The 24,483-nt window shown below is 73.3% G+C and carries 22 protein-coding genes; 9 read left to right on the top strand and 13 right to left on the bottom strand.

All coding sequences use genetic code 11. From position 1 onward, the window contains the following. Positions 1 to 6: 6 nt before the first annotated feature. Positions 7 to 465, bottom strand: a complete 459-nt coding sequence (locus ACZ470_RS07430) for a CAP domain-containing protein (protein WP_468425283.1) — start codon at positions 463 to 465, stop codon at positions 7 to 9. A 128-nt stretch (positions 466 to 593) separates the two neighbouring features. Then, positions 594 to 2,141, bottom strand: coding sequence for a carboxylesterase/lipase family protein (locus ACZ470_RS07425; RefSeq protein WP_468425281.1), 1,548 nt, complete (start codon positions 2,139 to 2,141; stop codon positions 594 to 596). Positions 2,142 to 2,372: 231 nt separating this feature from the next. On the opposite strand from ACZ470_RS07425, the gene ACZ470_RS07420 reads away from it, so the two are divergent. From ACZ470_RS07420 to ACZ470_RS07410, 3 genes are all read left to right on the top strand, one after another. Continuing rightward, complete coding sequence (locus ACZ470_RS07420) at positions 2,373 to 3,443, top strand: LacI family DNA-binding transcriptional regulator (protein ID WP_468425280.1); 1,071 nt, start codon at positions 2,373 to 2,375, stop codon at positions 3,441 to 3,443. A gap of 96 nt (positions 3,444 to 3,539) precedes the next feature. Further along, the gene (locus ACZ470_RS07415) at positions 3,540 to 4,289 is read left to right on the top strand and encodes a hypothetical protein (protein WP_468425278.1); all 750 of its coding nucleotides are present in this window, start codon (positions 3,540 to 3,542) and stop codon (positions 4,287 to 4,289) included. A gap of 12 nt (positions 4,290 to 4,301) precedes the next feature. Continuing rightward, on the top strand, positions 4,302 to 5,207 hold the full coding sequence (locus tag ACZ470_RS07410) for a transporter substrate-binding domain-containing protein (protein WP_468425276.1): 906 nt from the start codon (positions 4,302 to 4,304) through the stop codon (positions 5,205 to 5,207). A gap of 9 nt (positions 5,208 to 5,216) precedes the next feature. Here ACZ470_RS07410 and ACZ470_RS07405 read toward each other — a convergent pair whose 3' ends face one another. Beyond that, positions 5,217 to 5,867 carry a ThuA domain-containing protein gene (locus ACZ470_RS07405; RefSeq protein WP_468425274.1) on the bottom strand — a complete coding sequence of 217 codons (651 nt, stop codon included), beginning with the start codon at positions 5,865 to 5,867 and terminating at the stop codon, positions 5,217 to 5,219. 65 nt (positions 5,868 to 5,932) lie between these two features. On the opposite strand from ACZ470_RS07405, the gene ACZ470_RS07400 reads away from it, so the two are divergent. Next, positions 5,933 to 7,033, top strand: a complete 1,101-nt coding sequence (locus tag ACZ470_RS07400; RefSeq protein WP_468425272.1) for an NADAR family protein — start codon at positions 5,933 to 5,935, stop codon at positions 7,031 to 7,033. A 60-nt stretch (positions 7,034 to 7,093) separates the two neighbouring features. Next, entirely contained in the window at positions 7,094 to 7,492 is a 399-nt protein-coding gene (locus ACZ470_RS07395; protein WP_468425270.1) for a VOC family protein, read from the top strand. On the opposite strand, the gene ACZ470_RS07390 is transcribed toward ACZ470_RS07395, so the two are convergent. Together ACZ470_RS07390 and ACZ470_RS07385 are read right to left on the bottom strand one after the other, a co-directional pair. Continuing rightward, positions 7,478 to 8,161, bottom strand: a complete 684-nt coding sequence (locus ACZ470_RS07390; RefSeq protein ID WP_468425268.1) for a helix-turn-helix domain-containing protein — start codon at positions 8,159 to 8,161, stop codon at positions 7,478 to 7,480. The genes ACZ470_RS07395 and ACZ470_RS07390 overlap by 15 nt on opposite strands. Positions 8,162 to 8,171: 10 nt before the next feature. Further along, entirely contained in the window at positions 8,172 to 9,107 is a 936-nt protein-coding gene (locus tag ACZ470_RS07385) for an AraC family transcriptional regulator (protein ID WP_468425266.1), read from the bottom strand. An 81-nt stretch (positions 9,108 to 9,188) separates the two neighbouring features. Between ACZ470_RS07385 and ACZ470_RS07380 the strand changes: the two genes are divergently transcribed. Then, a complete protein-coding gene (locus tag ACZ470_RS07380; protein ID WP_468425265.1) occupies positions 9,189 to 10,031 on the top strand; it encodes an NAD(P)H-binding protein in 843 nt (280 codons plus the stop codon). A gap of 194 nt (positions 10,032 to 10,225) precedes the next feature. On the opposite strand, the gene ACZ470_RS07375 is transcribed toward ACZ470_RS07380, so the two are convergent. Further along, positions 10,226 to 11,368 (bottom strand): YihY/virulence factor BrkB family protein, encoded by a 1,143-nt coding sequence (locus tag ACZ470_RS07375; RefSeq protein ID WP_468425263.1) that lies wholly within the window; start codon positions 11,366 to 11,368, stop codon positions 10,226 to 10,228. Between the two features lie 90 nt (positions 11,369 to 11,458). Between ACZ470_RS07375 and ACZ470_RS07370 the strand changes: the two genes are divergently transcribed. From ACZ470_RS07370 to ACZ470_RS07360, 3 genes are all read left to right on the top strand, one after another. After that, positions 11,459 to 13,093 (top strand): acyl-CoA dehydrogenase family protein, encoded by a 1,635-nt coding sequence (locus tag ACZ470_RS07370; protein WP_468425261.1) that lies wholly within the window; start codon positions 11,459 to 11,461, stop codon positions 13,091 to 13,093. Between the two features lie 372 nt (positions 13,094 to 13,465). Then, the gene (locus tag ACZ470_RS07365) at positions 13,466 to 14,752 is read left to right on the top strand and encodes a helix-turn-helix domain-containing protein (RefSeq protein ID WP_468425259.1); all 1,287 of its coding nucleotides are present in this window, start codon (positions 13,466 to 13,468) and stop codon (positions 14,750 to 14,752) included. A gap of 206 nt (positions 14,753 to 14,958) precedes the next feature. After that, positions 14,959 to 16,230: a hypothetical protein gene (locus ACZ470_RS07360; RefSeq protein ID WP_468425257.1), complete on the top strand. Its 1,272-nt coding sequence runs from the start codon at positions 14,959 to 14,961 to the stop codon at positions 16,228 to 16,230. 7 nt (positions 16,231 to 16,237) lie between these two features. Here ACZ470_RS07360 and ACZ470_RS07355 read toward each other — a convergent pair whose 3' ends face one another. From ACZ470_RS07355 to ACZ470_RS07325, 7 genes are all read right to left on the bottom strand, one after another. Then, positions 16,238 to 16,672: a nuclear transport factor 2 family protein gene (locus ACZ470_RS07355; RefSeq protein WP_468425255.1), complete on the bottom strand. Its 435-nt coding sequence runs from the start codon at positions 16,670 to 16,672 to the stop codon at positions 16,238 to 16,240. Positions 16,673 to 16,744: 72 nt separating this feature from the next. Beyond that, complete coding sequence (gene metF, locus ACZ470_RS07350; protein ID WP_468425253.1) at positions 16,745 to 17,668, bottom strand: methylenetetrahydrofolate reductase [NAD(P)H]; 924 nt, start codon at positions 17,666 to 17,668, stop codon at positions 16,745 to 16,747. After that, positions 17,665 to 18,645: a carbohydrate kinase family protein gene (locus ACZ470_RS07345; protein WP_468425251.1), complete on the bottom strand. Its 981-nt coding sequence runs from the start codon at positions 18,643 to 18,645 to the stop codon at positions 17,665 to 17,667. Before ACZ470_RS07345 ends, metF begins: the two co-directional genes overlap by 4 nt. A gap of 26 nt (positions 18,646 to 18,671) precedes the next feature. Beyond that, on the bottom strand, positions 18,672 to 19,880 hold the full coding sequence (gene metK / locus ACZ470_RS07340; RefSeq protein WP_468425249.1) for a methionine adenosyltransferase: 1,209 nt from the start codon (positions 19,878 to 19,880) through the stop codon (positions 18,672 to 18,674). Positions 19,881 to 19,942: 62 nt separating this feature from the next. Continuing rightward, on the bottom strand, positions 19,943 to 21,607 hold the full coding sequence (locus ACZ470_RS07335; protein ID WP_468425248.1) for an FAD-dependent monooxygenase: 1,665 nt from the start codon (positions 21,605 to 21,607) through the stop codon (positions 19,943 to 19,945). After that, positions 21,600 to 23,450, bottom strand: a complete 1,851-nt coding sequence (locus ACZ470_RS07330) for an FAD-dependent monooxygenase (protein WP_468425246.1) — start codon at positions 23,448 to 23,450, stop codon at positions 21,600 to 21,602. The genes ACZ470_RS07335 and ACZ470_RS07330 overlap by 8 nt, the downstream gene beginning before the upstream one ends. Next, positions 23,447 to 24,463, bottom strand: coding sequence for a methyltransferase (locus ACZ470_RS07325; RefSeq protein ID WP_468425245.1), 1,017 nt, complete (start codon positions 24,461 to 24,463; stop codon positions 23,447 to 23,449). The genes ACZ470_RS07330 and ACZ470_RS07325 overlap by 4 nt, the downstream gene beginning before the upstream one ends. Between the last annotated feature and the right edge of the window lie 20 nt (positions 24,464 to 24,483).

Below are 24,483 nucleotides of genomic sequence, written 5' to 3'. Positions count from 1 at the left end.
AGTGGGCTACCTCGTGCCCATGTCCAGCGTCCAGTAGTGGCCCCACGGTCCGCCCTCGTGGTGGCCCAGGCCCGCCTCCTGTGTCTCGGGCCTGAGGATCGCGTTGCGGTGGCCCCAGCCGAAGCGTTCGTCGTCCTGCATCCAGAAGCGGACCGCCTCCTCCGCGGTGGGGAAGCCCACGGCCACGTTCTCCGCCCGCCAGGAGTGGTAGCCGGCCTGGTCCATGGGCTCCCCGGCCTCCCAGACCAGCCTCCCGCTGGGGCCGCGGTGCATGTTGTCGCCGGTGACGGCCCAGTCCCTCGACTGGTCCTTCAGGAAGTTGTTGTGAGCGTTCGCCGCGTCCGTCAGCTGGGGGGAAGAGGCGAATCCCGTCGCACACGCGGTCATGGTCGCGCCTGCGGAGTTGCCGTGCGGCGGGTACTTCTCCGGATGCTGTCGTGCGTCGTTGATCAAGTCGAAACTCATTCCGGGCTCCCTCCGTGGAGGGCCTGCCCACCCCGGCACAGCCGGTCGGCCGACCGGAGGAGTCGGCCCTTTCCCCTCCCCATTCTCCCGGACGGGCTCCGCCCCGGCATCTCGTACCGCGCCCCGTGTCAGGTCCGGCGGAGCGCCCCGCTGCGGCGCAGTCGGCGTACCACCGACCGAAGTTCCGGGGGCGAGGACTCGGCGGCGTCCTCGGGGGTGGCAGTGGTCCACAGGGCGAGTTCGCGGTCCCGTGGGCCGTGGGTGAGGTGCGGGGCGCCGTCGCCGAAGACCTGTACGGGGTGCGTGGCGTCCCATCTCTCCCAGCCCGGCGAACCGTCGGAGACGAACCCCACCCATGCGGCGTGCATCGCCCGCGAAAGTTCCCGCGGCGCGCCCTCGCCCGCGAGTTTGCGGGCGTCCGGCTCGTCGCCGCTGTCGAAGACGAAGCCCAGTTCCAGGGCGTGGCAGGCGCCCATTCCGGGGCGTTGGGAGGGCCAGGCGAACTCGTAGACGTACGACGGCTCCGTGCGGCCGTCGGCCAGGCGGTGCAGCGGGATGCGGAGCAGGTGGTCGGTGACCATCTGGCCGACGAGTTCGGCGGTGCCGGCGTCCGGGTGCAGGGCACGGTAGCCGCGCGGGACCTCGCTGCCGCAGCGGCAGCGGGCCATCGCGCCGGCGAGGGCGACCGCGCCCAGGCGGTCGACGCGTTCCACCAGGCCGCCGGGGACGAGCCAGAGGCGGTACTCGTCGCGGGTCCAGCCGGTCAGCAGCTCCACGCCGGGGGCCGCGCCGTCCGTGAGTGCCTCCAGGGGGTCGCGCGGGACCAGGTCGCCGTCGACGACGACGCCGAAGGCGGGGCCGCCCAGCACCGGGCTGCTGAGGCGGCCGACGTCGGCCTGGGCGCGCAGGAGTTGCTCCCGGTCGGCGTGGGCGAAGGCGTCGGCGGTGGCGGGGACGCGGAGCCGGTGCGCCATGCGGCGGACCATCCGGCGGACCTTGTCCCGCTCCGTGGTCTCGGGTGGGCCGCTCTGGAGGACGGCCCGCTGGACCAGGCCCCGGGCCTGCGGGGCGGCGATGAGCGCGCCGGTGCTGATCGCGCCGGCGGACTGGCCGGCGAGGGTGACGCGGCCGGGGTCGCCGCCGAACGCCTCGATCGACTCGTGCACCCAGCGCAGGGCGGCGAGCTGGTCGCGCAGGCCGGGATTGGCGGGGGCGTCCGGGAAGAGGCCGTAACCCTCCACGCCGAGGCGGTAGTTGACGGACACGAACACCACACCGTCACGGGCGAAGGTGTGGCCGGCGTAGACGGGGACCGCCGAGGAGCCTCTGGTCAGGGCGCCGCCGTGGAGCCAGACGAGGACCGGGAGGCGGGCGCCGGGGGCGGGGTCGGGGGTCCACACGTTGAGGTTGAGGCAGTCGTCGCCGGGGACGACGGGGTCGGAGAGGTACCGGGCGAACGCCTCCGAGTACGGGGGCTTGGGGGCCGTCGGGCCGAACGCGGCGGCCTCGCGTACGCCGTCCCAGGGCTCGGGTGGGACGGGCGGGCGGAAGCGGCGGGGGCCGAAGGGTGGTGCTGCGTACGGGATGCCCCGGAAGACCGCGACATCGTGCTCCCACCGGCCGCGTACGGCCCCGTACGGGGTTCTGACCACGGGGTTCTCTCGGTCTGCCGTCATATGCCCACCAGCCCTTCACCGCGCCGTGGCGCGTGGTGCCGCGTCGCGCACCGGCCGAACCCGCCGGAGTCACAACAGCACCACGACGCCCATCCGTATTCCCGGGTGCGTGTGAGGGTTCTTCCCGCTCCGGGGCACCGGATCTACAGTAGGAAGCGCTTTCTACGGCCGTTTTCCGGAGCTGCCTCCAGAGAGAGCCGCTTTCTATCCGGTGGAGAGGTGGGGTACCCGATGGTCCGTGCGGGGAGTGCCAACGTGACGGCCGGGCCGACGCTCGCCGTCGTGGCCCGCGAGGCGGGGGTGTCGGTGCCCACCGCGTCCAAGGTGGTCAACGGCCGCGAGGACGTGGCTCCCGAGACGCGCCGCCGGGTCACCGAGGCACTGGACCGGCTCGGGTACATCCGGCGGCCCCGGTTCGACGGCGGGCGGGCGCCGCGCCTGGTGGACCTCGTGGTCCACTCGCTGGAGACCTCCGGGTCGGGCGCGGTGCTGCACGGCGCCGGGGAGGCGGCGGACGACGCGGGTCTGGAGCTCGTCGTCTCGGCCGCCCTGACGCGGAGCCGGTCGGAGGGGCCGGAGCGGGGCTGGCTGGACAAACTCGTCCTGCGGGGCTCGTCGGGCGTGCTGTTCCACCTCGCCGAGCTGAGCGAGCCGCAGTACGCCTGGCTGAAGCAGCACCGCATCCCGTTCGTGATGATCGACCCGGTGCTCGAGCCGCCGGCGGGCGTCGTCTCGGTGGGCGCGGCGAACTGGCGGGGCGGGGCGACGGCGACCGAGCATCTGCTGGCCCTGGGGCATCAGCGGATCGCGGTCGTCGCCGGCCACCGGCACACGCTGTGCGCCGACGCGCGGATCGCCGGCTACCGCTCGGCCCTCGCAGCGGCAGGGGTGCGGCACCGGCCCGAGTACGTCCGGTACGCCGGTTCCGGTGAGGCCGCGGCCGGCCGCCGCATGCGCGAACTCCTCGATCTGCCGGAGCCGCCCACGGCCGTCTTCGTCTGCTCGGACCGGATGGCGCTGGGCGTCTACGAGGTCCTCGCCGAGCGGGGACTGCGCGTACCGGACGACATGAGCGTCGTCGGCTTCGACGACCTGCCGGAGGCACGCTGGCTGACCCCGGGCCTGACCACGGTCCGCCAGCCCCTCTCCGAGATGGCCGCGACGGCCCTGCGGCTGCTGCTGCGCATGATGGACGGCCACCGCCCGGAGAGCACCCGTACGGAACTGTCGACCCGCCTGGTGGAACGGGGCAGCACGGCACGGCCGCGCGACCCTTCCGACGGGTCGGGGGCCGCGTCGTAGCACATCGGTACGCGGTCGCGGGCCACTTCGCTCCGTAGTCAACCACCCGGGTGAAGAGGCCCGTTGCGTCACTCTGCGTGCCCCTATGCTGCGCGCGTGACCAACGACGTGACGAGCGCCGCGCCGGGTGCGTCGGCCGGTGCGAACCCCCCGGGCGACGACGGTCCGCCACGTCCCTCGTGGCTGCGGCGTGCGGCGCTGCGGGTCCGCGACGCGGCCGCGGGCGCGTGGGTGATCACCTTCCTGCTCCTGGCGGATCTGGTGACCGTCCTCGCGGCGGGTGCCGTCTGGCTGACGCTGGGCGGGGACGCCGCGGTGGTCGGGGTGACCGCGGCGGCCCTGCTGGCCTTCGCCGCCGCCATGCTGCCGCTGATCGGGCGCCGGGGCCCCGACGGGCAGCCACCGCTGTGGCCGCCGTTCGTCCTCGTGGTGATCCCGCTGGCCGTCCTGGCCGTGGGGCTTCCGGCCCTGGGCGTGCGGGCGTTCCTGGAGAGCCGCCCCGTGGACGTCACGCACCGCGTGAAGCTCGCCCCCGGCCCTCCGCTGGTGGACGGGGACACCGTCACCGCCACCGTGCCCGTCGGCGACCCGAGGCCGCGCCTCATCCTCACCTTCGGCGTGGACCCGCACGACCCGAACGCCCCGGTGTGCGTGCCCGGCACCGAGCTGACCGTGACCTCGGCGTCGGGCGCCGGGAAGGACCAGGTGCAGACGGGCGCCCCCGGCACCGAGTTCACCTTCACGGTCGGGCGCGGGACGACCGATGTCGAACTGTCCGTCCTGATCCACGCGGAACAGGGCTGCGCGGTGGACCTGTCCGTCGCCTCCGCACACCTGGACGACTAGGAAAGAGAGCCAGTGACCGCCAAGACGCATGCCCCGCGCCGCCCGTACTCGCTCCGCTCCCCCGGTCACCGGTGCGCGCGGGTCGCGGCGGCCGCCGCCCTGCTGTTCACCGTCGCGGCCTGCGGATGGACGGCGGACGGGGCGGACGAGAAGTCCTCACTCACCGGCACCGTCTACATCGGCGGCAAGACCGACCAGCCGGGGTTCAACCTCCACAGCGGACACACCGACCGCGGTTTCGAACCGGACCTGGCCGCCTACCTCGGGAAGCGGATCGGATTCACCCCGCGGTGGCACGACGTGGTGTCCGCGAAGCGGGAGCAGGAGCTCGTGGAGAAGTCGTCGACGCTGGTCATCGGCACGTACTCGATCACCCCGCGACGGGACGAGAAGGTCGACTTCGTGGGGCCCTACTTCGTCACCAAGCAGGGCTTCCTCGTGCGCGAGGACTATGACGGCATCAGGACCGAGAAAGACGTGGCGGGCAAGGTCGTCTGCACGGTCGAGGGCTCGACGTCGGCCATCGCCGCGCTGCCCGGCGGCACGACACCGCACACGGAGACCGACTACTCGACCTGTGTGCGCAAGGTCCAACAGGGCGATGTCCACGCCGTGTTCACCGACGAGGCACTGCTCCACGGGTTCGTGGAGCAGCAGAAGAAGAGCGCGACACCCGTCAAGGTGGTCCCCGATGTCTCGTTCGGCAACATCAACCGGTACGGCATCGCACTGCCGGAGGGCCGCCGGGGCGACTGCGAGAAGCTGCGGGACGCCCTGCACCACTACCTCACCGACGCGTGGGCCGGCGATGTGAAGGCCCAACTGCCCGCGCTGGTCAACGCCTACCCCGGTGACTGGGAGAACCGCTTCCGTCCCGACCCGGAGGACCTCAACACGTACTCCTCCTGCAAGGACTGAGCAAACGGGTCAACGGGTGGCGGCGGCCCAGGTGATGCCGCCGAGCAGATGGGCGCGGAAGTCCGGGTCGTCGTAGGCCTCGGCGGTGTGGCCGAGAGCGGTGTAGAAGACACGGCCCGCGCCCTGGTCCCGGCACCAGGCCAGCGGGTGGTCGTCGCCCATGCCGCCGCCCTCGTACGACGACTCGTCGGCGGAGACGAGGACCCGGACGGCGGGACGCGGGTTGGTGCGGAAGTCGTACCACTCGTCCGTGAACTCCCATACGGCGGGCAGGTGCCGGGTCGCCGGGTGGTCGTGGTCCTCGACCACGGCGCGGCCCGGCTGGAGGGCCGGGTGCCGGTCGAAGCGGGCGCCGAGCAGGTCGCCGTAGTGGGGCCAGTCGTACTCCGTGCAGGCGGCGGCGTGCACTCCGACGAATCCCCCGCCCTCCTCGACGTAGGCCGCGAGCCGCTCCCGCCCGGCCGGGGAGAGCACCTCGCCGCTGGTGGAGAGGAAGACGACGGCGGCGTACCGGTCGAGCGGCTCCTCGAAGGCGGCCGGGTCCTCGGTGGCGTCGACGGAGAAGTCCCCGAGGGTGCGCAGGGCGGTTACGGCGGCGGGGATGGAGTCGTGGCGGTAGTCGGTGGTGCGGGTGTACACGAGGAGGGCGGGGGACGTCATGCGCACGAGCCTAGGCGTCGGAAACCCGGTGTCGTGCGGGTGGGGTGGGCGTTCAGAATGTGCGGATGATCGGCAACCGGATCACCTACCGCATGGCGGACGGCGTACGCGTCCCCGGGACGTGGCGCCACGTCTTCATCCACAACTTCGACTACCACCTCACCGACCTGCTCATCTACGCGGACGGGCTCATCGACTGCTGGGGCCTGGTCACCCTGGAGGAGTTCGAGGCGAAGGTGCGCCGCGGCAAGGTCGCCCTCGAACTCCCCGAGGGCGCGGAGGCGTCCGCCTTCGACCTGGCGCGGTGGACGTTCGGCGAAGCGCGCGTCTGGCTCACCCCCGAGACGCTGGTCGCCGAGATACGGGACACGATCGACCAGCTCAACCGGCGCCCGGACTCCACGGGCCGCTGTCTGGCCGCCGTGGACGTGTTCCTGGCCGACCGCACCGAGGAGAACCGGGCCGCCGCCCGCGACGCGTACCTCGCGATCCCCGAGACGCAGCGGCACTACGCGCTGGGGGACATGGACCTCAAGGACTGGCCGTTGCAGGTGCTGGTGGCCGGCCCCGGCGGGACCGCCGACCGCAGACCGGACGAGGAGATCACGCAGGAGCAGTACGACTGGGCGCTCTCCTACTTCGCCGAGCGCGCGGAGTGGGCGGAGAAACGGCGTTCCCGCGTACCGGCCGACGGGCCCGCGACGTCCTTCGCCCCCGCGATCCACGTGTACGAGAGCTATCCGCTCAAGCCCTCCGACGATCCGGGCACCAAGGCCCTGCGCAACGAGTTCCCCGCGCCCATCGAGATCGACGGCATCACCTACCCGACCGTCACCCACGCCTACTGGGCCCTCTCCGTCGACGATCCGGCCGTGCGGGAGGCGGTCGCCGCGGCGGCCAGCACCTTCGACGCGCGGAACCTGGCCGCCGACGCCGGGCGCGGCGAGGACTGGGAACTGCGGCGGACCGCCGTCATGACCCGTCTGCTGCGGGCCAAGTTCACCCGGCACCCGGAGTTGGCCCGCGCCCTGCTCGACACGGGCGACGCGACGATCGTCTACGCCGACTCCGACTCCGCGTTCTGGGGCGACGGCGGCGGCCGGGGCCGCAACTGGACCGGGCGCCTGCTCGAACTCGTCCGGTCGGAGCTGTACGCCGAGCGGTGACGGGCGGCGGTGTCCGATTCCTTCAAGACCGGCGGTGCGGGGGCGTCCTACGGTGAGCGCATGACTGCACGATTCGATGCCATCGGACTGGTCGTCACGGACATGGCGGCCTCCGTCTCCTTCTACCGGCGGCTCGGCTTCGCCTTCCCCGACGGGGCGGAGCAGCAGGGGCACGCGGAGGCCGGGTTGCCGGGCGGGCTGCGGCTGCTGCTGGACACCGAGGAGGTCGTCCGCTCCTTCCACCCCGGGTGGCGGAAGCCGTCCGGCAGCGGACGGGCCGGCCTGGCGCTGCGCTGCGACAGTCCGGAGGAAGTGGACACGCTGTACGAGGAGTTGGTCGCCGGCGGAGCCCACGGTGAGCTCAAGCCGTGGGACGCCGTGTGGGGGCAGCGGTACGCCACCGTGCTCGACCCGGACGGCAACGGGGTGGATCTGTTCGCACCGCTAGCCGGCCAGTAGCTCACCCAGCGGAACGCCCGCCAAGTCCCGTACCTCGCGGGCGAGATGGGCCTGGTCCGCATAGCCGGTCCGGGTGGCCGTCTCCGCGAAGGGGACGTCCGCCCGGGCCAGGGCGAGGGCGCGGCGCAGACGGAGGATGCGGGCCAGGGTCTTGGGACCGTAGCCGAACGCGGCCAGCGAGCGGCGGTGCAACCGGCGGGCGCCCAGGCCCAGTTCGTCGGCGGTCGCGGCGACCGGGCGGCCCGCGTCGAGGGCGGCCACGACGCGGAGGAGCAGCGGGTCGGGCGGGGCCGTTTCCGCCGCTCTGCGCAGGGCCAGGTCCTCCAGGCCGTGCGTGGGGTCGTCCACCGCGTTGACGCGTGCGGTCAGGCGGCGGACGTCGGCCGCCGGCCACAGGTCGGACAGGGGGACGCGGCGGTCGCGCAGTTCGTGGGCGGGTACGCCCAGCAGGGCGGGCGCGGTGCCGGGGTGGAAGCGGATGCCCGCCCAGGCACTCGACGGGCCCCCGGTGAGGTGGGCGCGGGTGTCGGGGCCGGCGACCAGCAGGCGTCCCTCGTGCCAGAGCAGGTCCATGCAGCCGTCCGGCAGCACCCGGCCGGTCCCGCCGCCGGTGGGGGTGTTGGTCCACACGACCGCGCCCGTCAGCCGCGACGCCCGCTCCCTGTACACGTCGCCCAGGCTACGCCGCCCGGGTCCGCCACTCCTGAGGGCTGACGTCGTAGGCCCGTTTGAAGGCGGTGGACAGGGCGAACGCGCTGCCGTAGCCGACCTGGCGGGCGATCGCGCCGATGGTGTCGTCGGTGTCGCGGAGGCGGTCCGCGGCGAGGGCGAGGCGCCAGCCGGTGAGGTACGTCATCGGGGGTTCGCCGACGAGTTCCGTGAAGCGGCGGGCCAGGGCGGCCCGGGAGACACCGGCCTTCGCGGCGAGCTCGGCGACCGTCCACGGGTGGGCGGGGTCGTCCTGGAGGAGGCGTACGACCGGCCCGACGACGGGGTCGGCCTGCGCCCGGTACCAGGCGGGCGGCTCCGCCTCCGGGCGGGCGAACCAGGCCCGCAGCGCGGCGATGACCAGCAGGTCGAGCAGCCGGTCCAGGACGACCTCCTGACCGGGTGCCTCGCGCACGATCTCCTCCATGAGGAAGGGGGTGAGCGGGCAGTCCCAGACGTCGGCGGTGAGGGTGAGCAGCGGCGGCAGCGCGTCCAGCAGCCGGCCGCCGATCTCGCCGCGCATCTGGTAGGTGCCGATCAGCACCACCGTCTCGCCGTCCAGTCGGTCGCCCCAGGTGCGGACACCGAGGTCCATCACGCCGTTCAGCGGGCGTCCGTCGGGGTAACTGCATTCGCCGCCGGGCAGGATCACCGCCTGCGGGGCCGTGTCCGGGTCGTCGGCGCAGGTGTACGGGTCGGGGCCGCGCGCGATGGCGAGGTCGCCGGGGCGCAGGCGCAGCCGCTCGCCCCGGTCCGGGACGATCCAGGCGCCGCCGCGCACGAGGAGCATCACCGTCAGCGGGGCGCGGTCCTCCACGCGGACCGCCCACGGCGGGTCGAAACACGCGCGGATCATGAACGCGCCGCGGGCGCGGGGGCCTTCGAGCAGGCCGGTGAGTGCGTCCATGGGAGCAGCGTAGACGCGGGCTTATGGGAATGAGCCGTTCAGCGATGGTTGCCTGCGGCGCGGGGCAGTTGACTCGAAGGCATGACAGACATGGCACAGGACAGCGGGAACATGACGGTCGTGGTGACGGGCGCCCGGGGGCGTACGGGGAGCCGGGTGGCGCGGGCCGCCGAGGCTGCGGGGCTGACGGTGCGGGCGGCGTCGCGGGCCACCGGGTTCGACTGGACGGACCGGTCGACGTGGGCGGACACCCTGCGGGGTGCCGACGCGGCGTACCTCGTCCACCCGGCCGATGTCGGCGCCCCCGGTACCGCCGAGGCGGTCGGCGAGCTGGCCGGGGCGGCGGTCGGACTGGGCGTACGGCGGCTGGTGCTGCTGTCCGCGCGGGGCGAGGAGCAGGCGCTGCCCGCCGAGGAGGCGCTGCGTGCGTCGGGCGCGGACTGGACGGTCGTACGGGCCGCCTGGTTCGCGCAGAACTTCAGCGAGGGGCCGCTGGTGCCGGAGCTGGTGGCCGGGGAGCTGGTGTTCCCGGCGGGTGAGGTGGCCGAGCCGTTCGTGGACGTGCGGGACATCGCGGATGTGGTGGTGGCGGCGTTGACGGGCGGGGAGCGGTATGTGGGGCGGACGCTGTCCGTGACCGGGCCGCGGCTGCTGACCTGGGGTGGGGCGGTGGCGGAGATCGCGGCGGCGGCGGGGCGGGCGTTGACGTACCGGTCGGTGCCGGTGCGGGAGTACGGGGAGGTGCTGGTCGGGTTGGGGGTGCCGGCGGAGGAGGCGGCGTTTCTCGTCGAGCTGTTCGGGGCGCTGCTGGACGGGCGTAACGCGTGGGTGGAGGACGGGGTGCGGGAGGTGCTGGGGCGCGAGCCTCGGGACTTCGCGGGGTTTGTGGCGGAGGAGGCGGCGGCCGGTACGTGGAAGGGGTGAGCGGCTTTTCTCGCCCCCGCCGCCTCTTCCCGTTCCCGTCCCTGGGGGCTGCGCCCCCAGCCCCCCTTTCGGCCCTTCGGGCCTCGTCCTCAAACGCCGGACGGGCTGAAATCAGCCCCTCCGGCGTTTGAGGAGCGGGGTCCGGGGCGGAGCCCCGGGTCGGGACGGGAAGGGGCGGCGGGGGCGAAGAACGCTCACTTGCCCTCGTGGGGCGGGCCCTCGCCGTTTCTCGGGTGGTGGGACCGTACGTGCGTGCGCAGGCGGGATGTGACGTCCTCCGGGGGGAGGAAGCGGGACCAGCGTTCCGGGAACTCCGAGGGCATGTCGGGATCGGCCTCCCCCGCCGCGGCGGTCGTCCGCGCGACGTACTCCGCGACCTGCGCCTGCCGCAGCCGCTCGTTCGCCTCACGAGCCGCCGCCGTCGCCGCGGCCGGCCACACCCGGTCGATCGCCGCGTTGACCGCCGCGCCGACGAGCACGGCGAACGCGGACACGCCGATCCACAGCAGTACGGCGACGGGCGCGGCGAGGGAGCCGTAGATGGTGGGGCCCTCGACGGTGTTCGTCAGGTAGATGCGCAGCAGGAAACTGCCGAACACCCACATGCCGAGCGCGACCAGCGCCCCCGGCACGTCCTCGATCCACGGGGAGCGCACGGGCACGGAGACGTGGTACAGGGTGGTCAGGAAGGCCACCGACAGCAGGATCACGACCGGCCAGTAGAGGATCTGCACGACGGTCGTCGACCAGGGCACGATCTCCACGACCGCGTCCGGTCCCGCGACCATCAGCGGCAGCGCGATCGAGCCGATCAGCAGGGCCACGATGAACAGCAGGAAGGCCAGCAGCCGGGTCTTCACGATGCCCCGGACGCCGTCGAGGCCGTACATGACGGTGATGGTCTCGATGAAGACGTTCACCGCGCGGGACCCCGACCACACGGCGATCAGGAAGCCGAGGGAGATCACGTCGGGCCGGCCGCCCTTCGTGACGTCCCGCAGGATCGGCTCCGCGATCTGGCTCACGCCCCGGTCGGAGAGCACCGTGCGGGAGGCGTCGAGGAGGTTGCGCTGGAGGCTCTGGATCGTCTCGGCGCCGGTCCAGGCGTCGACGTAGCCGAGGAGGCCGATCATGCTGAGCAGCAGCGGGGGCACCGACAGCAGCGTGAAGAACGCCGCCTCGGCCGCCAGGCCCAGGATGCGGTACTCCATGCACGAGTTGACGGTGTCCTTCAGCAGCAGCCAGGCGGTCCTGCGCTTGGAGACGTTCCGGTAGAGGGCCCGGGCCCGGTGGAGGCGGCCGGAGGGCGCGTCGGGGGATTCACTTGCTGGCTGCACGACCTAAAGGTATCCGTCGTGCCTGGTCGCACTCACCCACAGGGCGAATCGACGGGTGAGGCCGGCGTACCGCGGGGTAGGTTCGGGGGCATGGCAGGCACCACGCACACCGTGACCAATCAGGCTCCCCCGCTCGTGCAGTACGACGTCTTCGGCGCCGACCGGGTCCTGGTGGAGGCGGTCGAGCGGCATCTGGACCCGGACGTGCTGGACGAGGGGCTGTCGGAGCTGTCGGGGCTGGGGCGGACCGCCGGCTCCGCGCAGGTGCAGGAGTGGGGGGCGCAGGCCAACGAGCATCCGCCGCGGCTGCGCACGCACGACCGGTACGGTCACCGGATCGACGAGGTCGACTTCCATCCCTCCTGGCACCGGCTGCTCGGCAAGGGCGTCTCGGCGGGGCTGACGGCGGCCTGGGCGCGGCCGGGCGGGCATGTGCGGCGGGCGGCGGCGTTCCTGGTGTGGACGCAGGCCGAGGCCGGCAACGGGTGCCCGCTGTCGATGACCCACGCGGCGGTGCCCGCGCTGCGGACGGATCCGGCGCTGGCGGCGGAGTGGGAGCCCCGGCTGACCTCGACCGTCTACGACCGTGGGCTGCGGCCCGCCGGGGAGAAGGCGGGCGTCCTGTTCGGGATGGGCATGACGGAGAAGCAGGGCGGCAGCGACGTACGGGCGAACACGACGGCCGCCCGGCCACTGGCGGAGGACGGCGCGTACGAGCTGACCGGGCACAAGTGGTTCTGCTCGGCGCCGATGTCGGACGCGTTCCTGGTGCTGGCGCAGGCGCCGGGAGGGCTGACGTGTTTCCTGGTGCCGCGCGTGCTGGAGGACGGCACGCGCAACGTGTTCCTGATCCAGCGGCTCAAGGACAAGCTGGGCAACCGGTCCAACGCGTCCGCCGAGGTCGAGTTCGACGGGACGTGGGCGCGCCGGGTCGGGGACGAAGGGCGCGGGGTGCGCACCATCATCGGGATGGTGGCGGCGACCCGGCTGGACTGTGTGCTTGGCTCGGCGGGGCTGATGCGGCAGGCCGTGGCGCAGGCGGTGCACCACTGCGCGCATCGTGAGGCGTTCGGCGGGAAGCTCGTCGACAAGCCGCTGATGCGCAATGTGCTGGCCGATCTGGCGCTGGAGTCGGAGGCGGCCACCACGCTGGCGCTGCGGCTGGCGGCCGCGTACGACGACGGCGGCGAGCAGGAGCGGGCGCTGCTGCGGATCGCGGTACCGGCGGCGAAGTACTGGGTGACGAAGCGGTGCGCGCCGGTCGCGGTGGAGGCGGCGGAGTGCCTGGGCGGGAACGGTTACGTGGAGGAGTCGGGGATGCCCCGGCTGGTGCGGGAGTCGCCGCTGAACTCGATCTGGGAGGGCGCGGGCAACGTCCAGGCGCTGGACGTGCTGCGGGCGCTGCGCCGGGAGCCGGCGGCGCTGGACGCGTATCTGCGGGAGGTCGGGCGGGCCCGCGGGGCCGATCACCGGCTGGACGGCGCGATCAAGAACCTGCTGACCGAACTGGCGGATCTGGAGGGCGTCGAGGGGCGGGCGCGGCGGCTGGTGGAGCGGCTGGCGCTGGTGTTGCAGGGGTCGCTGCTGGTGCGGTACGCGCCGCCGCAGGTGGCGGACGCGTTCTGCGCGGCGCGGCTGGGCGGGGACGGGGGCGCGGCCTTCGGGACGCTGCCGCACACCCTGGACCTGGCGTCGGTGGTGGAACGGGCCCGGCCGGTGTCCTGAGGGGCCCGGCGACCGGACCGGGGACGCGGACGCCGGCCCAAGGGGCGCGGGGAACTGCGCGACCGGCCACCCACGGGCCAGGAGCCGCCGACGCGGGGCGAGCCGCACCCCGTGCCGCGCACACCGCCCGGCCGCCGCCAGGCAGATCGCGGGGGTGGTGCTGCGCCGACACGGCACCACCCCCGCCGCACAGGCCCCATTACGAGCCGTGGACGCCGCTCGGGACGGCGTCGCTCAAGTTTCAACCAGCCCAGGACTCACCACCAGGGTTGCAAGGGGTTGCAACTTGATGCTGTCGGGGCCGTACTGAGCGTCAGCGCCGGGGGCAAACGGCAGTATGAGACCGACAGCTTTTCTTCCGGGAGGGGACCGGTGGCGCTCTCGCCGATGGACGTGACGCATCTGGCCGTCGTCGATACGGCGCGGGCGGCGCGCGTGCTCAGCGAGGTGCGCTCCGCCGCGCTGTCCGGGCAGCGCGCGCCCGTGGCCCCCCGTCCGGTGATCGAGCAGTCGTGGGAGCGGATGCGGCGCAGCGGCGTCGACCCGGAGCACGACTTCCGCAGTGGGCTGCTGTCCCGGGAGGAGGTGCAGCGGCGGCGGGAGTCGTCGACGCTGCGGCATGTGCTGCCGGTGCTGCGGGAGGGGCTGCTGTCGGTCGCGGACGTCGCCCACCACATCATGGTGGTGGCCGACGAGGAGGGCCGGGTGCTGTGGCGGGAGGGCAGTGCCCCGGTGCTGCGCAAGGCCGACGGGCTGGGCTTCGAGATCGGCGCGGACTGGCGGGAGGACGTCGTCGGCACCAACGGGGTGGGCACGCCGGCGGTGACGGGGCGCCCCGTGCAGGTGTTCGCCTCCGAGCACTTCGTACGGTCGCACGCCACCTGGACGTGTGCCGGGGCGCCGATCAGGGACCCCCGGGACGGGCGGCTGATCGGTGTGGTGGACGTGAGCGGGCCTCTGGAGACGATGCATCCGGCCACGCTGGCGTGGGTCGACTCGGTGGCGAAGCTCGCGGAGGCACGGCTGCGGGAGACGCACGTGCGGTCGCTGGAGCGGCTGCGGGCGGTGGCGGCGCCGGTGCTGGCCCGGCTCCAGGGGCGGGCGCTCGTCGTGGACCGGCAGGGGTGGACGGCGGCGGTGACGGGGATGCCGTACGTGGAGCGGCTGGCGCTGCCCAAGTCGGTGTCGGCGGGGATGCGGTGGCTGCCGGCGCTGGGGCGCTGCTCGCTGGAGCCGCTGGCCGGTGGCTGGCTGGTGCGGGCGGCCGACGAACCGGTGACACGTGCCGCTTCCCGGATCGTGCTGGACCTCAGGGGGCCGCGCCGCTGGTCGGTGGAGGTGTCCGGCGGTACGGGATCCTGGGCCCGCGAACTGAGCCCCCGGCACGCCGAGTTGCTGTACCTGCTGGCCGTGCACCGCGCGGGGCGCAGCGCCGCGGACCTCGCCCGGGACGTCTTCGGGGACCCGGCCCGTACGGTAACGGTCCGGGCGGAGATGTCCCGCGTCCGGCGCTACTTGGGCGCCCTCCTGGACCACCGGCCGTACCGGTTCGCGGAATCCGCGTCGGTGGAGGTCCTCCTCCCCGACGACCCCCACGACCTCTTCCCCCACTCCACGGCCCCGGCCCTGGCCCTGGCCCGGCAGCACCCGTCGCCGTAGGAACGCCGAGCCACCTGCGTCAAGGGGGCGGGGACTCGTACAGGAGTGCCCGGGGTCGCGCGTGGAGGAGCGTTGTCGCGCGTATTTGCAGGGTCTTCGTCCTCCGGGCCCGGCGGCTGTCGTAGCATCCCGGTACGGGCCACCCCATCTGCTCCACGGTCAACGCTCGGACCACCGGACGCAGTTGGCTCGCCTCGGGAGGACGTATGAAGCATCGCGGCAGACACCGCCGGCGCAGGCGGGGCAGGGCGCTGCGGGCGGCGCTGGCCGGGACCGCCCTCGCGCTCACCGCGGCCGCCACCATGATCAGCGCCTCGCAGGCCACCGACGCCGACGACCCCGGGGCCCTGAAGCCGCTCACCGCCTCCTCCGAGGCCACGCCGCTGCGGCTGGCCGAGCAGGGCGTCCCGCGCGACGCGCTCGACCGGATCTCCGAGGGGATGGGCCGGCCCGTCGGCGTGGGTGCCGTCCTCGCCGACCCGGACGGTTCCCTGCGCGACGCGGAGGAGTGCACGGCCGACGACCGGCGCGCCCTTCCGGTGGAGCCCGCCGCGACCCACGCGTACTGCTGGCCCGGTGCCGACACCGAGGGCTGGCAGTCCGGCGCGGTGACCACCTCCGGCGACGCGGACGACGACGGTCGCTGGGGCGAGCACCGGGTGATCCTCTCCGGGTGGAGCCGCAGCACCGGCTCCCCGTCCGAGGACGGTCTCGCGCGCGTCGCCTTCGTGGACGCCGGTGACCCGGACGATCTCCGCTACACCTGGGCCCTGCTGGCCGTTCCGGTGGACGGCGGCCGGGACTACCGCGGGCTGGGCTCGTCCGTGTCCGGCATGGTCTGGTACCAGGACAAGCTGCTGGTCACCGCGGGCCCGGCGGACGACAGCGCGCTGTACGTGTACGACGTGGAGCGGGTCCAGCGGGCCACCGTGGACGGTACGACGGTCGGCAGGGTGCCCGGCGGCTGGTCGGCGGCCGGAGCCCGCTATGTGCTGCCGGCCGTCGCCTCCTACCGGACGAACGGGACCGCGGCGCCCCGGCCGGACGGCATCTCCCTGGACCGCAGCACCGTGCCCGACAGCCTGGTGGCGCGCGAGGCGACGCCCGTGGACGACGACGGGCCGACCCGGCTGTGGCGGTACGGGTTCAGTACCGAGCCGGAGCGCGCGGGGCTGCTCGACACGGACCCGGTCGCGGTGTACGAGACCGAGCTGACCGATGTGCGCGGCGTGCTGTCGTACCGGTCGGGCTGGTATCTGGGCCGGACGACGGGGACACCGGACGAGCGGGGCACGCTGTGGCGGCAGGACACGGACGGGGCGCGCCCCACCCGGTGCGGGGCGGACGAGACGCACCGCTGCTGGAGCGGCCGGGCGGCCTCCTTGTCGTACTGGCAGGAGACGGGCGAGGTGTGGTCCCAGTCCGGGCGCATGCTGTTCGCGCTGCCGCTGGCCTCGGTCGACCGGTCGCTGGACTGAGGGCCGCTCAGGAGGCGCCGAGGGCCGCGGAGACGGCGGCCGGGTCCCAGTAGTAGGGCCGGATCTCCTGGATCCGGCCGTCCCGGACGGTCATCTCCTGGACGATCCTGGTGTCGAGTTCGTGGCCCGTGCGGCGGGCCACGAAGCGGACGCGGTTGGCGACCACGACGTCCTCGCCCTCGACGAAGCACCGCTGGTCGAGGAATTCCATGCTCCGCCACGCCTCGCCCATGACGGCCAGGAAGTCCTCGATCCCCTTGCGCCCGCGCCAGGTGCCCGAGTACGGCAGCCCGGGCGCCTGGTGGAGCGTCACGTCGGGGTCCAGGCAGTCCGCCACCTCGGCGAAACTGGCCTTCCCCGGGCCTCCCGCGGCGATGTAGGCCGCTTCGGCGCCGTAGAACCGCTCGAGGGTGCGGGCTGTGTCGGTCTGAGGTGCCGCCATCGTCTCTCCCAGTCGGTGCGTTGCTTCCGGCGTTCGACGCCGACGGGAGCAACGAGGGAGGGATCGTGCGGGTTACCCCGGTGCCGGTCGCACGTTCTGGTGGATTTCGAGCGTCGCCGTGGAGCGGTTGAGCGTGATGTAGTGCAGCCCCGGGGCTCCCTCGCGCAGGAGGCGCTCGGCCATGGCCGTCGCGTACTCCACTCCGATCCGGTGTCCCTCGTCCGGCCGTTCGCGGGCCCGGTCGAGCCGCCTGGCGAGTTCCAACGGGAAGGTGGCGTTGGAGAGTTCGGCGAAGCGGGTGATCTGCCGTACGTCGGTGGCCGGCATGATCTCGGGGATGATGGGCGTGTGGCAGCCGGCCCGGGTGACGCGGTCCCGCAGCCGCAGGTAGTCCTCCACGTCGAAGAACATCTGCGTGATGGCGTAGTCGGCGCCGGCCCGGCACTTGGCGACGTAGTGCCGCAGGTCGCTCTCCCAGTCCGGTGAGCGCGGGTGGCGCTCGGGGAAGGCCGCGACGCCGACGGTGAAGTCACCCAGTTCCTTGACCAGGCGTACCAGGTCCCGCGCGTAGGTCAGGCCCTGGGGGTGGGGCGTCCACGGCCCGCGGGGGTCGCCGGGCGGGTCTCCGCGCAGGGCGAGGACGTCCCGCACTCCGGCGTCGGCGTACTGGCCGATGACGTTGCGCAGTTCGCTCACCGAGTGGCCCACCGCTGTCAGGTGGGCGACCGGGCGCAGCGAGGTCTCGGAGGCGATGCGTTCGGTGACCTCGACGGTACGGCTCCGCGAGGATCCGCCGGCGCCGTAGGTGACGGAGACGAAGGTGGGGGCGAGGGCTTCGATCCGTCGGATGGTCCGCCACAGTGTCGTGGCTCCCGCCTCCGTCCTGGGCGGGAAGAACTCGAAGGAGAAGGTGGGTGTGCCCGCCTTCAGTTGCTGTCGCAGCGAGGGGGCCTCGCGGGGCGCGGGCTGCGGGCGCTGTGCGGTGAGCAGGGTCATGGCAGGTCGTCCAGGAGGGGTTCGAGGGCGGCCGCCGAGGCGGTGCCGTAGGTGTCGGCGACGCGTTGCAGCAGGTCCGCCGGGACCACCTTGTAGTCCTGGGTGCCGACGGTCTCCAGGACGAGCGTGGCGAGCGCGCATCCCAGCCGGGCCGCCTGTTCCTCGGGCAGGTGGTGGGCCGTGGCGGCCAGGAACCCGGCCCGCAGCGCGTCCCCGACGCCGGTGGGGTCGGCCGCCTCCCGCACGGGCACGGCGGGGATCTGGCATGTGTCCCCGGATTGCCGTGTGATCCGTACGCCGTCGGCTCCCCGGGTGGAGATCCAGGTGCCGATGCGGGCGAGGACCTCCTGCGCCGTCCAGCCGGTGCGTTCCAGGAGCAGCGCGGACTCGTACTCGTTGGTGAACAGGAACCGGGCTCCGTCGACGAGGGTGCGGGTCTGCTCCCGGTCGAGCCTGGCCAGTTGCTGGGAGGGGTCGGCGGCGAACGGGATACCGAGCGTGCGGCATTCCGCGGTGTGACGGAGCATGGCTTCCGGGTCGTTGGGGGCGATCAGCACCAGGTCGGGCCTTCCGGTGCGCTCGACGACGTCCGCCAGGGAGATGCGTTTCGCCTCGGCCATGGCTCCGGCGTAGAACGTGGCGATCTGGTTGTGCTCGGCGTCGGTCGTGCACATGAACCGCGCGGTGTGCGCGGTGTCGCTGATGTGCAGGGCGGTGTCGACCCCGGTGCTGTGCAGCCAGGCGGCGTAGTCGGTGAAGTCCTTGCCGACGGCTCCCACCAGGAGGGGGGTGAGGGCGAGCCGTGCCAGTCCCACCGCGATGTTGGCCGCCACGCCGCCGCGGCGCACGTCGAGGGTGTCGGCCAGGAAGGACAGGGAGACGTGGTCCAGCCGGCCGGGGAGCAGGTGGTCGGTGAACTTGCCGGGGAAGACGGCCAGGTGGTCGGTGGCGATCGAGCCGGTGATGAGGATGCGCACGTCAGGTCTCCTCGAAAGACGCGTGGTCACAGTCCCGCCGCGGCTTTGAGCTGCTGCACGCGATCGGTTCGTTCCCAGGTGAAGTCCGGTGTCTCACGGCCGAAGTGGCCGTAGGCGGCGGTCTGGGCGTAGATCGGGCGGAGCAGGTCGAGGTCACGGATGATCGAGGCGGGACGCAGGTCGAAGACGTCCCTGATGGCCTGCTCGATGCGTCCCTGGGAGACGGTGGCGGTGCCGAACGTCTCGACGAACAGGCCGACGGGCCGGGCCTTGCCGATGGCGTAGGCGACCTGGACCTCGCAGCGGGTCGCGAGGCCCGACGCGACCACGTTCTTGGCGACCCAGCGCATCGCGTACGCCGCCGAGCGGTCGACCTTGGAGGGGTCCTTGCCGGAGAAGGCGCCGCCGCCGTGGCGGGCCATGCCGCCGTAGGTGTCGATGATGATCTTGCGCCCGGTGAGGCCGGCGTCGCCCATCGGGCCGCCGATCTCGAAGCGGCCGGTGGGGTTGACCAGGAGGCGGTGGTCGTCGGTCTCGAGTTTGATGCCGTCGTCCGCGAGCTGTCCCAGTACGTGGTCCACCACGTTCGTACGGACGTCGGGGGTCAGCAGGGTGTCGATGTCGACGTCCGCCGCGTGCTGGGCGGAGACCACGATCGTGTCCAGGCGGACGGGACGGCTGCCCTGGTACTCGATGGTGACCTGGGTCTTTCCGTCGGGACGCAGATAGGGCATGGAGCCGTCGCGGCGTGCGGCGGAGAGGCGGCGGGACAGTCGGTGGGCCAGGTCGATCGGCAGGGGCATGAGGGTGGGTGTCTCGTCGGTGGCGTAGCCGAACATCAGCCCCTGATCGCCCGCGCCCTGCCGGTCGAGTGCGTCGCCGTCCGCGTTCCCGCGGGTCTCGTGGGCGGCGTCGACGCCTTGGGCGATGTCGGGCGACTGGCTGCCCAGGGAGACCGAGACCCCGCAGGAGGCCCCGTCGAAGCCCTTGTGGGAGGAGTCGTAGCCGATGGCGAGGATGGTGTCGCGCACCAGTTGGGCGACCGGTGCGTAGGCGGTGGTGGTGACTTCGCCGGCGACGTGCACCTGGCCGGTGGTGATCAGTGTCTCGACGGCGACGCGGGCGGCGGGGTCCTCGCGCAGCAGCGCGTCGAGGATGGTGTCGCTGATCTGGTCGGCGATCTTGTCGGGGTGTCCTTCGGTGACTGACTCGGAGGTGAAGAGGCGGCGTGACATCACAGCTCCAGGGCGGTGTGGAGGGTCGGCGGGGGCGGTGGGGCCGAGCGGGTCCGGGCTCGTCACCTCTCCTTCGATCCGGTCACGAGTGCCGTCAGCTCGCCCGGGTCCGAGGGCAGTTGATTGCCCCGCCAGGCCACGTGCTGGTCGGGCCGGACGAGGACGAGATCCCGCTCGTACAGGTCGCGCGCCGCTTCGAGGTCGACGTCCAGCACGGTCAGCGGCATGCCCTGGGCCTGGGCGGCGGCCTCCAGTCCCTTGCTGCCGGGGGCCCGTCCGCCGAGCCGCAGGAGGGTGAAGCCGGGCCCGAGGCGGTCGAACAGGGAGCTGCCCGGTCCGTGCCAGTCGTCCAGCCACAGGTGGGGGGCACGGCCTCCGGGCCGGCTCGAGGGGGTGTAGGTGCCCCAGGAGTCGGCGGGCGGCTCGCCGTCGGCGACGACGAGGGGGGACCCGTCGTACCGGGCACCGAGCTGGACGCCGAGCGAGTGGGTGCGCTCGCCGTAGCAGCGCAGCAGGTCGCCGACGCGGGCGCGGGCCTCGGCGCCGCGTGTGCTGTCCTCCTCCAGGAAGGCGGGGCGCTCGATGGAGCCGAGCCCCGCGTTGAGTTCCCGGGCGGCGGTGGTGTTGCGCCGGGCGATCGGCCGGCGTTCGCTCTCATAGCTGGAGAGCAGCCCGGGGCCTCCCCATCCGTGCAGCAGGGCGGCGAGTTTCCATGCCAGGTTGGCCGTGTCGTCGATGCCCGTGTTCATACCGAAACCGCCGTTCGGTGTGAACAGGTGCGCGGCGTCCCCGGCCAGCAGGACCCGGCCGATGGTGAGGCGCTGCGCGACCAGGGCCACTCCGGGCGTCCAGGGACGCCGGCCGAGCACCTCGACCGGGAGCGGCACACCGGCGGCGCGGCGGACCAGCTCCCGGATGCGGTCCGGGCCGGCGGTGTCCGGGTCGATCGAGCTGGTCAGGAGGAAGAACTCGTCCTCGCCGTTGAGCGCGATCAGATTCATGACCAGGTCGCTGTTGAGGGACCAGTAGCTCCAGGCCCGGCGCCCGGTGACGGCGTCCCGGTGGAAGGTCGGCAGCCGCAGATGGGCGGCGGTCGCGCGGCGGCCCAGCACGTCCTGGTCCAGGGCGCCGTCGCCGTCGTAGTGGACACCGAGGGTGCGGCGTACGAAGCTTCGCCCGCCGTCACAGCCCACGGCGTAGCGGGCGGTCCAGTGTTCGGCGGGGCCGTCGGCGGGTTCGGCTGTCAGTTCCACCCGGGTGGCGTTCTGGCGCAGTGCGGTGACGCGGCGGCCGAGGCGCAGGGTGATGTTCGGCCGGGTCCGGGCGTGCTCGTAGAGGAAGTTCTCCACGTACATCTGGTTGGCGCGGTGCACCGGTTCGGGGGTCTGGTCCGTGGCGGGTGCGGCCGCGGTCTGACGCATGCGCAGGCCGCGGGAGGCCAGCCGGAGCCGGGACAGTTCGGTTCCGGCGTAGCGGGTGAAGTAGACGATGTCGGCCGGGTGCCGGTCGGGCAGTCCGAGCCGGCGGACCGCGGCGGAGATGCCCAGGCGGCGGTAGTGCTCCATGGTGCGGGCGTTGTGCGTGTTGCCGCGTGGCTCGGCCGGCTGCTCCTCCTGGGCGTCGAAGACCACGCAGGGGACGCCGTACCGGTCCAGGAAGAGGGCCAGGACGATACCGACCGGTCCTCCCCCGACGATCGCCACCGGGGTGCGCGTGGAGTCAGGCACGGCGTTCCCCCGAGGCGTCGGCGGACGCGTTCCGGCGCAGGCCCAGGGCCGTTTCGAGGGCGTCCCGAAGGGCGTCCGGGGGGTCGTCGCAGCGGGTGAGCCGGCGTGCGGTCACGAAGCCGTCCGGGCGGACGAGGACCATGCCGTGCTCGTCGTGGCCGCGCAGCCGTGCCCACTGCTCGTCGACGGCCTCGGGTCCTCCCTCGGCGCCGACGGCGTGGGCGTCGATGCGGACGCCGAGGCGGGTGGAGAGGGTCTCGGCCGCCCGCAGCCACGGCGCCCCGTGAGCACCGGCGAGAAGCAGGAACGATCCGGCGGCGGTGTGCAGCTGGTGCGTGGAGACGCGCCGGCCGTGGTGGCGCAGCCAGGCGTGCGGGAGCCGGGAGCCGGGCCGTGAGGTCTGCGGGTACTCCAGCCCCAGCGGGTCGGCCGGTGGCAGGGGTGTCCCGTCGCCGGTCACCTGGCCGGCGTCGGCGTAGCTGTAGCCCATCTCCAGGCCCAGGTGCGCGGTGGTGATGCGATTGGTGTCGAAGTACTCGCGCAGCACGGCCCGCCGGGTCTCCCCGTCGGGCGTGTCCGCGAACAGGGCCGTCATCTGGGCGCGGTTCCATTCGGGACGGGCGCCCTGGACGACACCGGTCGCGGCCGTGAAGGCGATCTGGTTGAACAGTGAGTACACGGCCCGCTCCACGACGCGCCGGGCCACCGGGCGCCGCTCCGGCTCGTAGCTGTCCAGCAGCGACTCGCCCGCCTTCCGGCCCAGGACCAGCGCGAGCTTCCAGGCGAGGTTGTGCGCGTCCTGGATGCCCGTGTTCAGGCCGAGCGCGCCGGAGGGCGGGTGACGGTGGGCGGCGTCGCCGACGAGGAAGACCCGGCCCGAGCGGAACCGCTGGGCCACGGTGCCCTCGACGGGCCACCGGCTGATGCTCTCCACGTGCATGACGTGTTCGTCGGGCAGTTTGAGGGTCCGGCGGACCATCTTGACGACGGTCTCGTCGTCCAGTTCTGCCGCGCCCCGCTCGCCCGGGGGCCGGGAGAACATGAGCGTCCACTCCCTGGAGTGCCGCCCCCAGTGGTCCGGTCCCATGGGGACGACGCCGCAGTGCTCCAGGGTGCCGTCGTCGGAGAGGCTGGAGACACGGTTGACGACGGCGTCGTCGTAGGGGATGAAGGCGGAGAAGTCCGCCCGGACATGGAGGTTGATCCAGTCGAGGAAGGTCGGGGTGCCCTCCATCGGAATGCCCCGGAGACGTCCGACCGTCTTCCCGCCGTCCGCGGCGATCACGTAGGAGGCACGGACCAGGAGCGTCCTGCCGTCGGCGCGGTCGACGACGGTGGCGGTGACACCGGTGTCGTCCTCGTCGAGCGCGACCAGTTCGTGGTGGAAGAGGAGGCCGCCGGGCGCGCGTTGTTCGGCGTGGCGGCGCAGCAGCGGTTCCAGCCAGCGCTGTCCCAGGTTCGCGTGGGGCTGCGCGGACGCCCGGGCGTAGCGTTCGGCGAGGTCGCCTCCGCCGTAGGCGCTGGTCCGGTACAGCACCTTGCGGTCGTAGGGGGCGTCGCCGCCCAGGCTGGACAGCCAGACCATGGCACCGCAGTTCTCGCGGGGCGCGCCTTCGCGGTAGACGTCGTCGGCGACCTTGTGGTGGGCGAAGATCTCCATCGTCCTGGCGTTGAGGATGTGCGCCTTGGGCTGGACGGACGTCGAGGGGTGGCGTTCCACGAGGAGGGACTCCACCCCGAGGTCGGACAGGGCCAGTGAGGCGGTCAGCCCGGAGCCGCCGCCGCCCACGATCAGCACGGGGACCTCGCGGTCCGCCGCGCGTCCTTGCCGGGGTGCGGTCACTTGTCCTCCTCCGCGGGTGCCGCGACCAGCAGGCTGGTCTCGAGGGCGAGTTCGTGGACGGTCTCCAGGCGCAGGCCCGCCGCCGTCAGCAGGCCCCGGTAGCCGTCGAGGGTGCGCTCCCGGCCGCCCGCGGCCACGAGCAGGTGCAGGTCCCACAGGAGGGGCAGCAGCCGCCCGCCGTCGTCGGGGATCACCCGCTCGACGACGAGCAGCCGGGCGGTGGGGGACATCGCGGCGCGGACGCCGGCGAGCAGCCGCACACAGTCCGGGTCGTCCCAGTCCTGGAGCACCCGGGAGAGCAGGTAGACGTCGCCGCCGCCGGGCACGCTCCGGAAGATGTCGCCGCCCACCGTCTCGTAGCGGTCGGCGGCGAGGGTCCGGCCGAGCTGCTCCTCGGCGACCGGGATCACGTGCGGAAGGTCGAACAGCACGCCGCGGAGCGTGGGATGGGCGTGCAGGACGGCACCGAGCAGCGCGCCGGCGCCGCCCGCCACGTCGACGACGGTGCGGGCGGTGGAGAAGTCGTGGGCGACGGCGACGTCCTGGAAGAAGACGTTGCCGGCGTTCATGGCCCGCTGGAAGCGTGCGGCCGCCTCGGGATCGCGTGCCAGGTGCTCGCGCAGGGGGACACCGAAGGCGTGCTCGAAGCCCGACGTCCCGGTGCGCAGGGCCGTGGTGACGGCGCCCCAGGCGCGGTGGAACTCCTGCCCGTAGACCAGGGCCATGTCCCGCATGGAGCGTTCGTGGCCGGCGCGGAGCAGGTCGCCGGCCGGGGTGAGCCGGTAGCCGGTGTCCGCCGAGCCGGTGAAGGTGCCCGTGGCGGTGAGCAGACGCATCAGGCGTTCGATGCCGTCCTTGTCGCAGTCGGTGACGGCGGCCAGTGCGGCGGCCGTGGTGTGTCCGGCGTGGATGTGGTCGGGGATGCTGAGCGTGGCGGCGGCGTGGAGCGCCTGGGCGTGCCAGGCGCCGGTGAGCGCGTCCACCACGCTGCGCGCGGCGTGCCCGTCGGCCATGGGTCGGACCTTTCCGGTTG

The sequence above is a fragment of the Streptomyces sp. NPDC031111 genome (genome assembly GCF_055570675.1).
The sequence above is the reverse complement of the archived record's forward strand: the minus strand, read 5'-3'. Positions and strand labels throughout refer to the sequence as shown.

What these genes read in the sequence shown, in the direction of transcription:
- ACZ470_RS07430 (WP_468425283.1), bottom strand. Translation starts at nt 465, where the DNA reads ATGAGTTTCGACTTGATCAACGACGCACGACAGCATCCGGAGAAGTAC.
- ACZ470_RS07425 (WP_468425281.1), bottom strand. Translation starts at nt 2,141, where the DNA reads ATGACGGCAGACCGAGAGAACCCCGTGGTCAGAACCCCGTACGGGGCC.
- ACZ470_RS07420 (WP_468425280.1), top strand. Translation starts at nt 2,373, where the DNA reads ATGGTCCGTGCGGGGAGTGCCAACGTGACGGCCGGGCCGACGCTCGCC.
- ACZ470_RS07405 (WP_468425274.1), bottom strand. Translation starts at nt 5,867, where the DNA reads ATGACGTCCCCCGCCCTCCTCGTGTACACCCGCACCACCGACTACCGC.
- ACZ470_RS07400 (WP_468425272.1), top strand. Translation starts at nt 5,933, where the DNA reads ATGATCGGCAACCGGATCACCTACCGCATGGCGGACGGCGTACGCGTC.
- ACZ470_RS07395 (WP_468425270.1), top strand. Translation starts at nt 7,094, where the DNA reads ATGACTGCACGATTCGATGCCATCGGACTGGTCGTCACGGACATGGCG.
- ACZ470_RS07385 (WP_468425266.1), bottom strand. Translation starts at nt 9,107, where the DNA reads ATGGACGCACTCACCGGCCTGCTCGAAGGCCCCCGCGCCCGCGGCGCG.
- ACZ470_RS07380 (WP_468425265.1), top strand. Translation starts at nt 9,189, where the DNA reads ATGACAGACATGGCACAGGACAGCGGGAACATGACGGTCGTGGTGACG.
- ACZ470_RS07370 (WP_468425261.1), top strand. Translation starts at nt 11,459, where the DNA reads ATGGCAGGCACCACGCACACCGTGACCAATCAGGCTCCCCCGCTCGTG.
- ACZ470_RS07360 (WP_468425257.1), top strand. Translation starts at nt 14,959, where the DNA reads ATGAAGCATCGCGGCAGACACCGCCGGCGCAGGCGGGGCAGGGCGCTG.
- ACZ470_RS07355 (WP_468425255.1), bottom strand. Translation starts at nt 16,672, where the DNA reads ATGGCGGCACCTCAGACCGACACAGCCCGCACCCTCGAGCGGTTCTAC.
- metF (WP_468425253.1), bottom strand. Translation starts at nt 17,668, where the DNA reads ATGACCCTGCTCACCGCACAGCGCCCGCAGCCCGCGCCCCGCGAGGCC.
- metK (WP_468425249.1), bottom strand. Translation starts at nt 19,880, where the DNA reads ATGTCACGCCGCCTCTTCACCTCCGAGTCAGTCACCGAAGGACACCCC.
- ACZ470_RS07325 (WP_468425245.1), bottom strand. Translation starts at nt 24,463, where the DNA reads ATGGCCGACGGGCACGCCGCGCGCAGCGTGGTGGACGCGCTCACCGGC.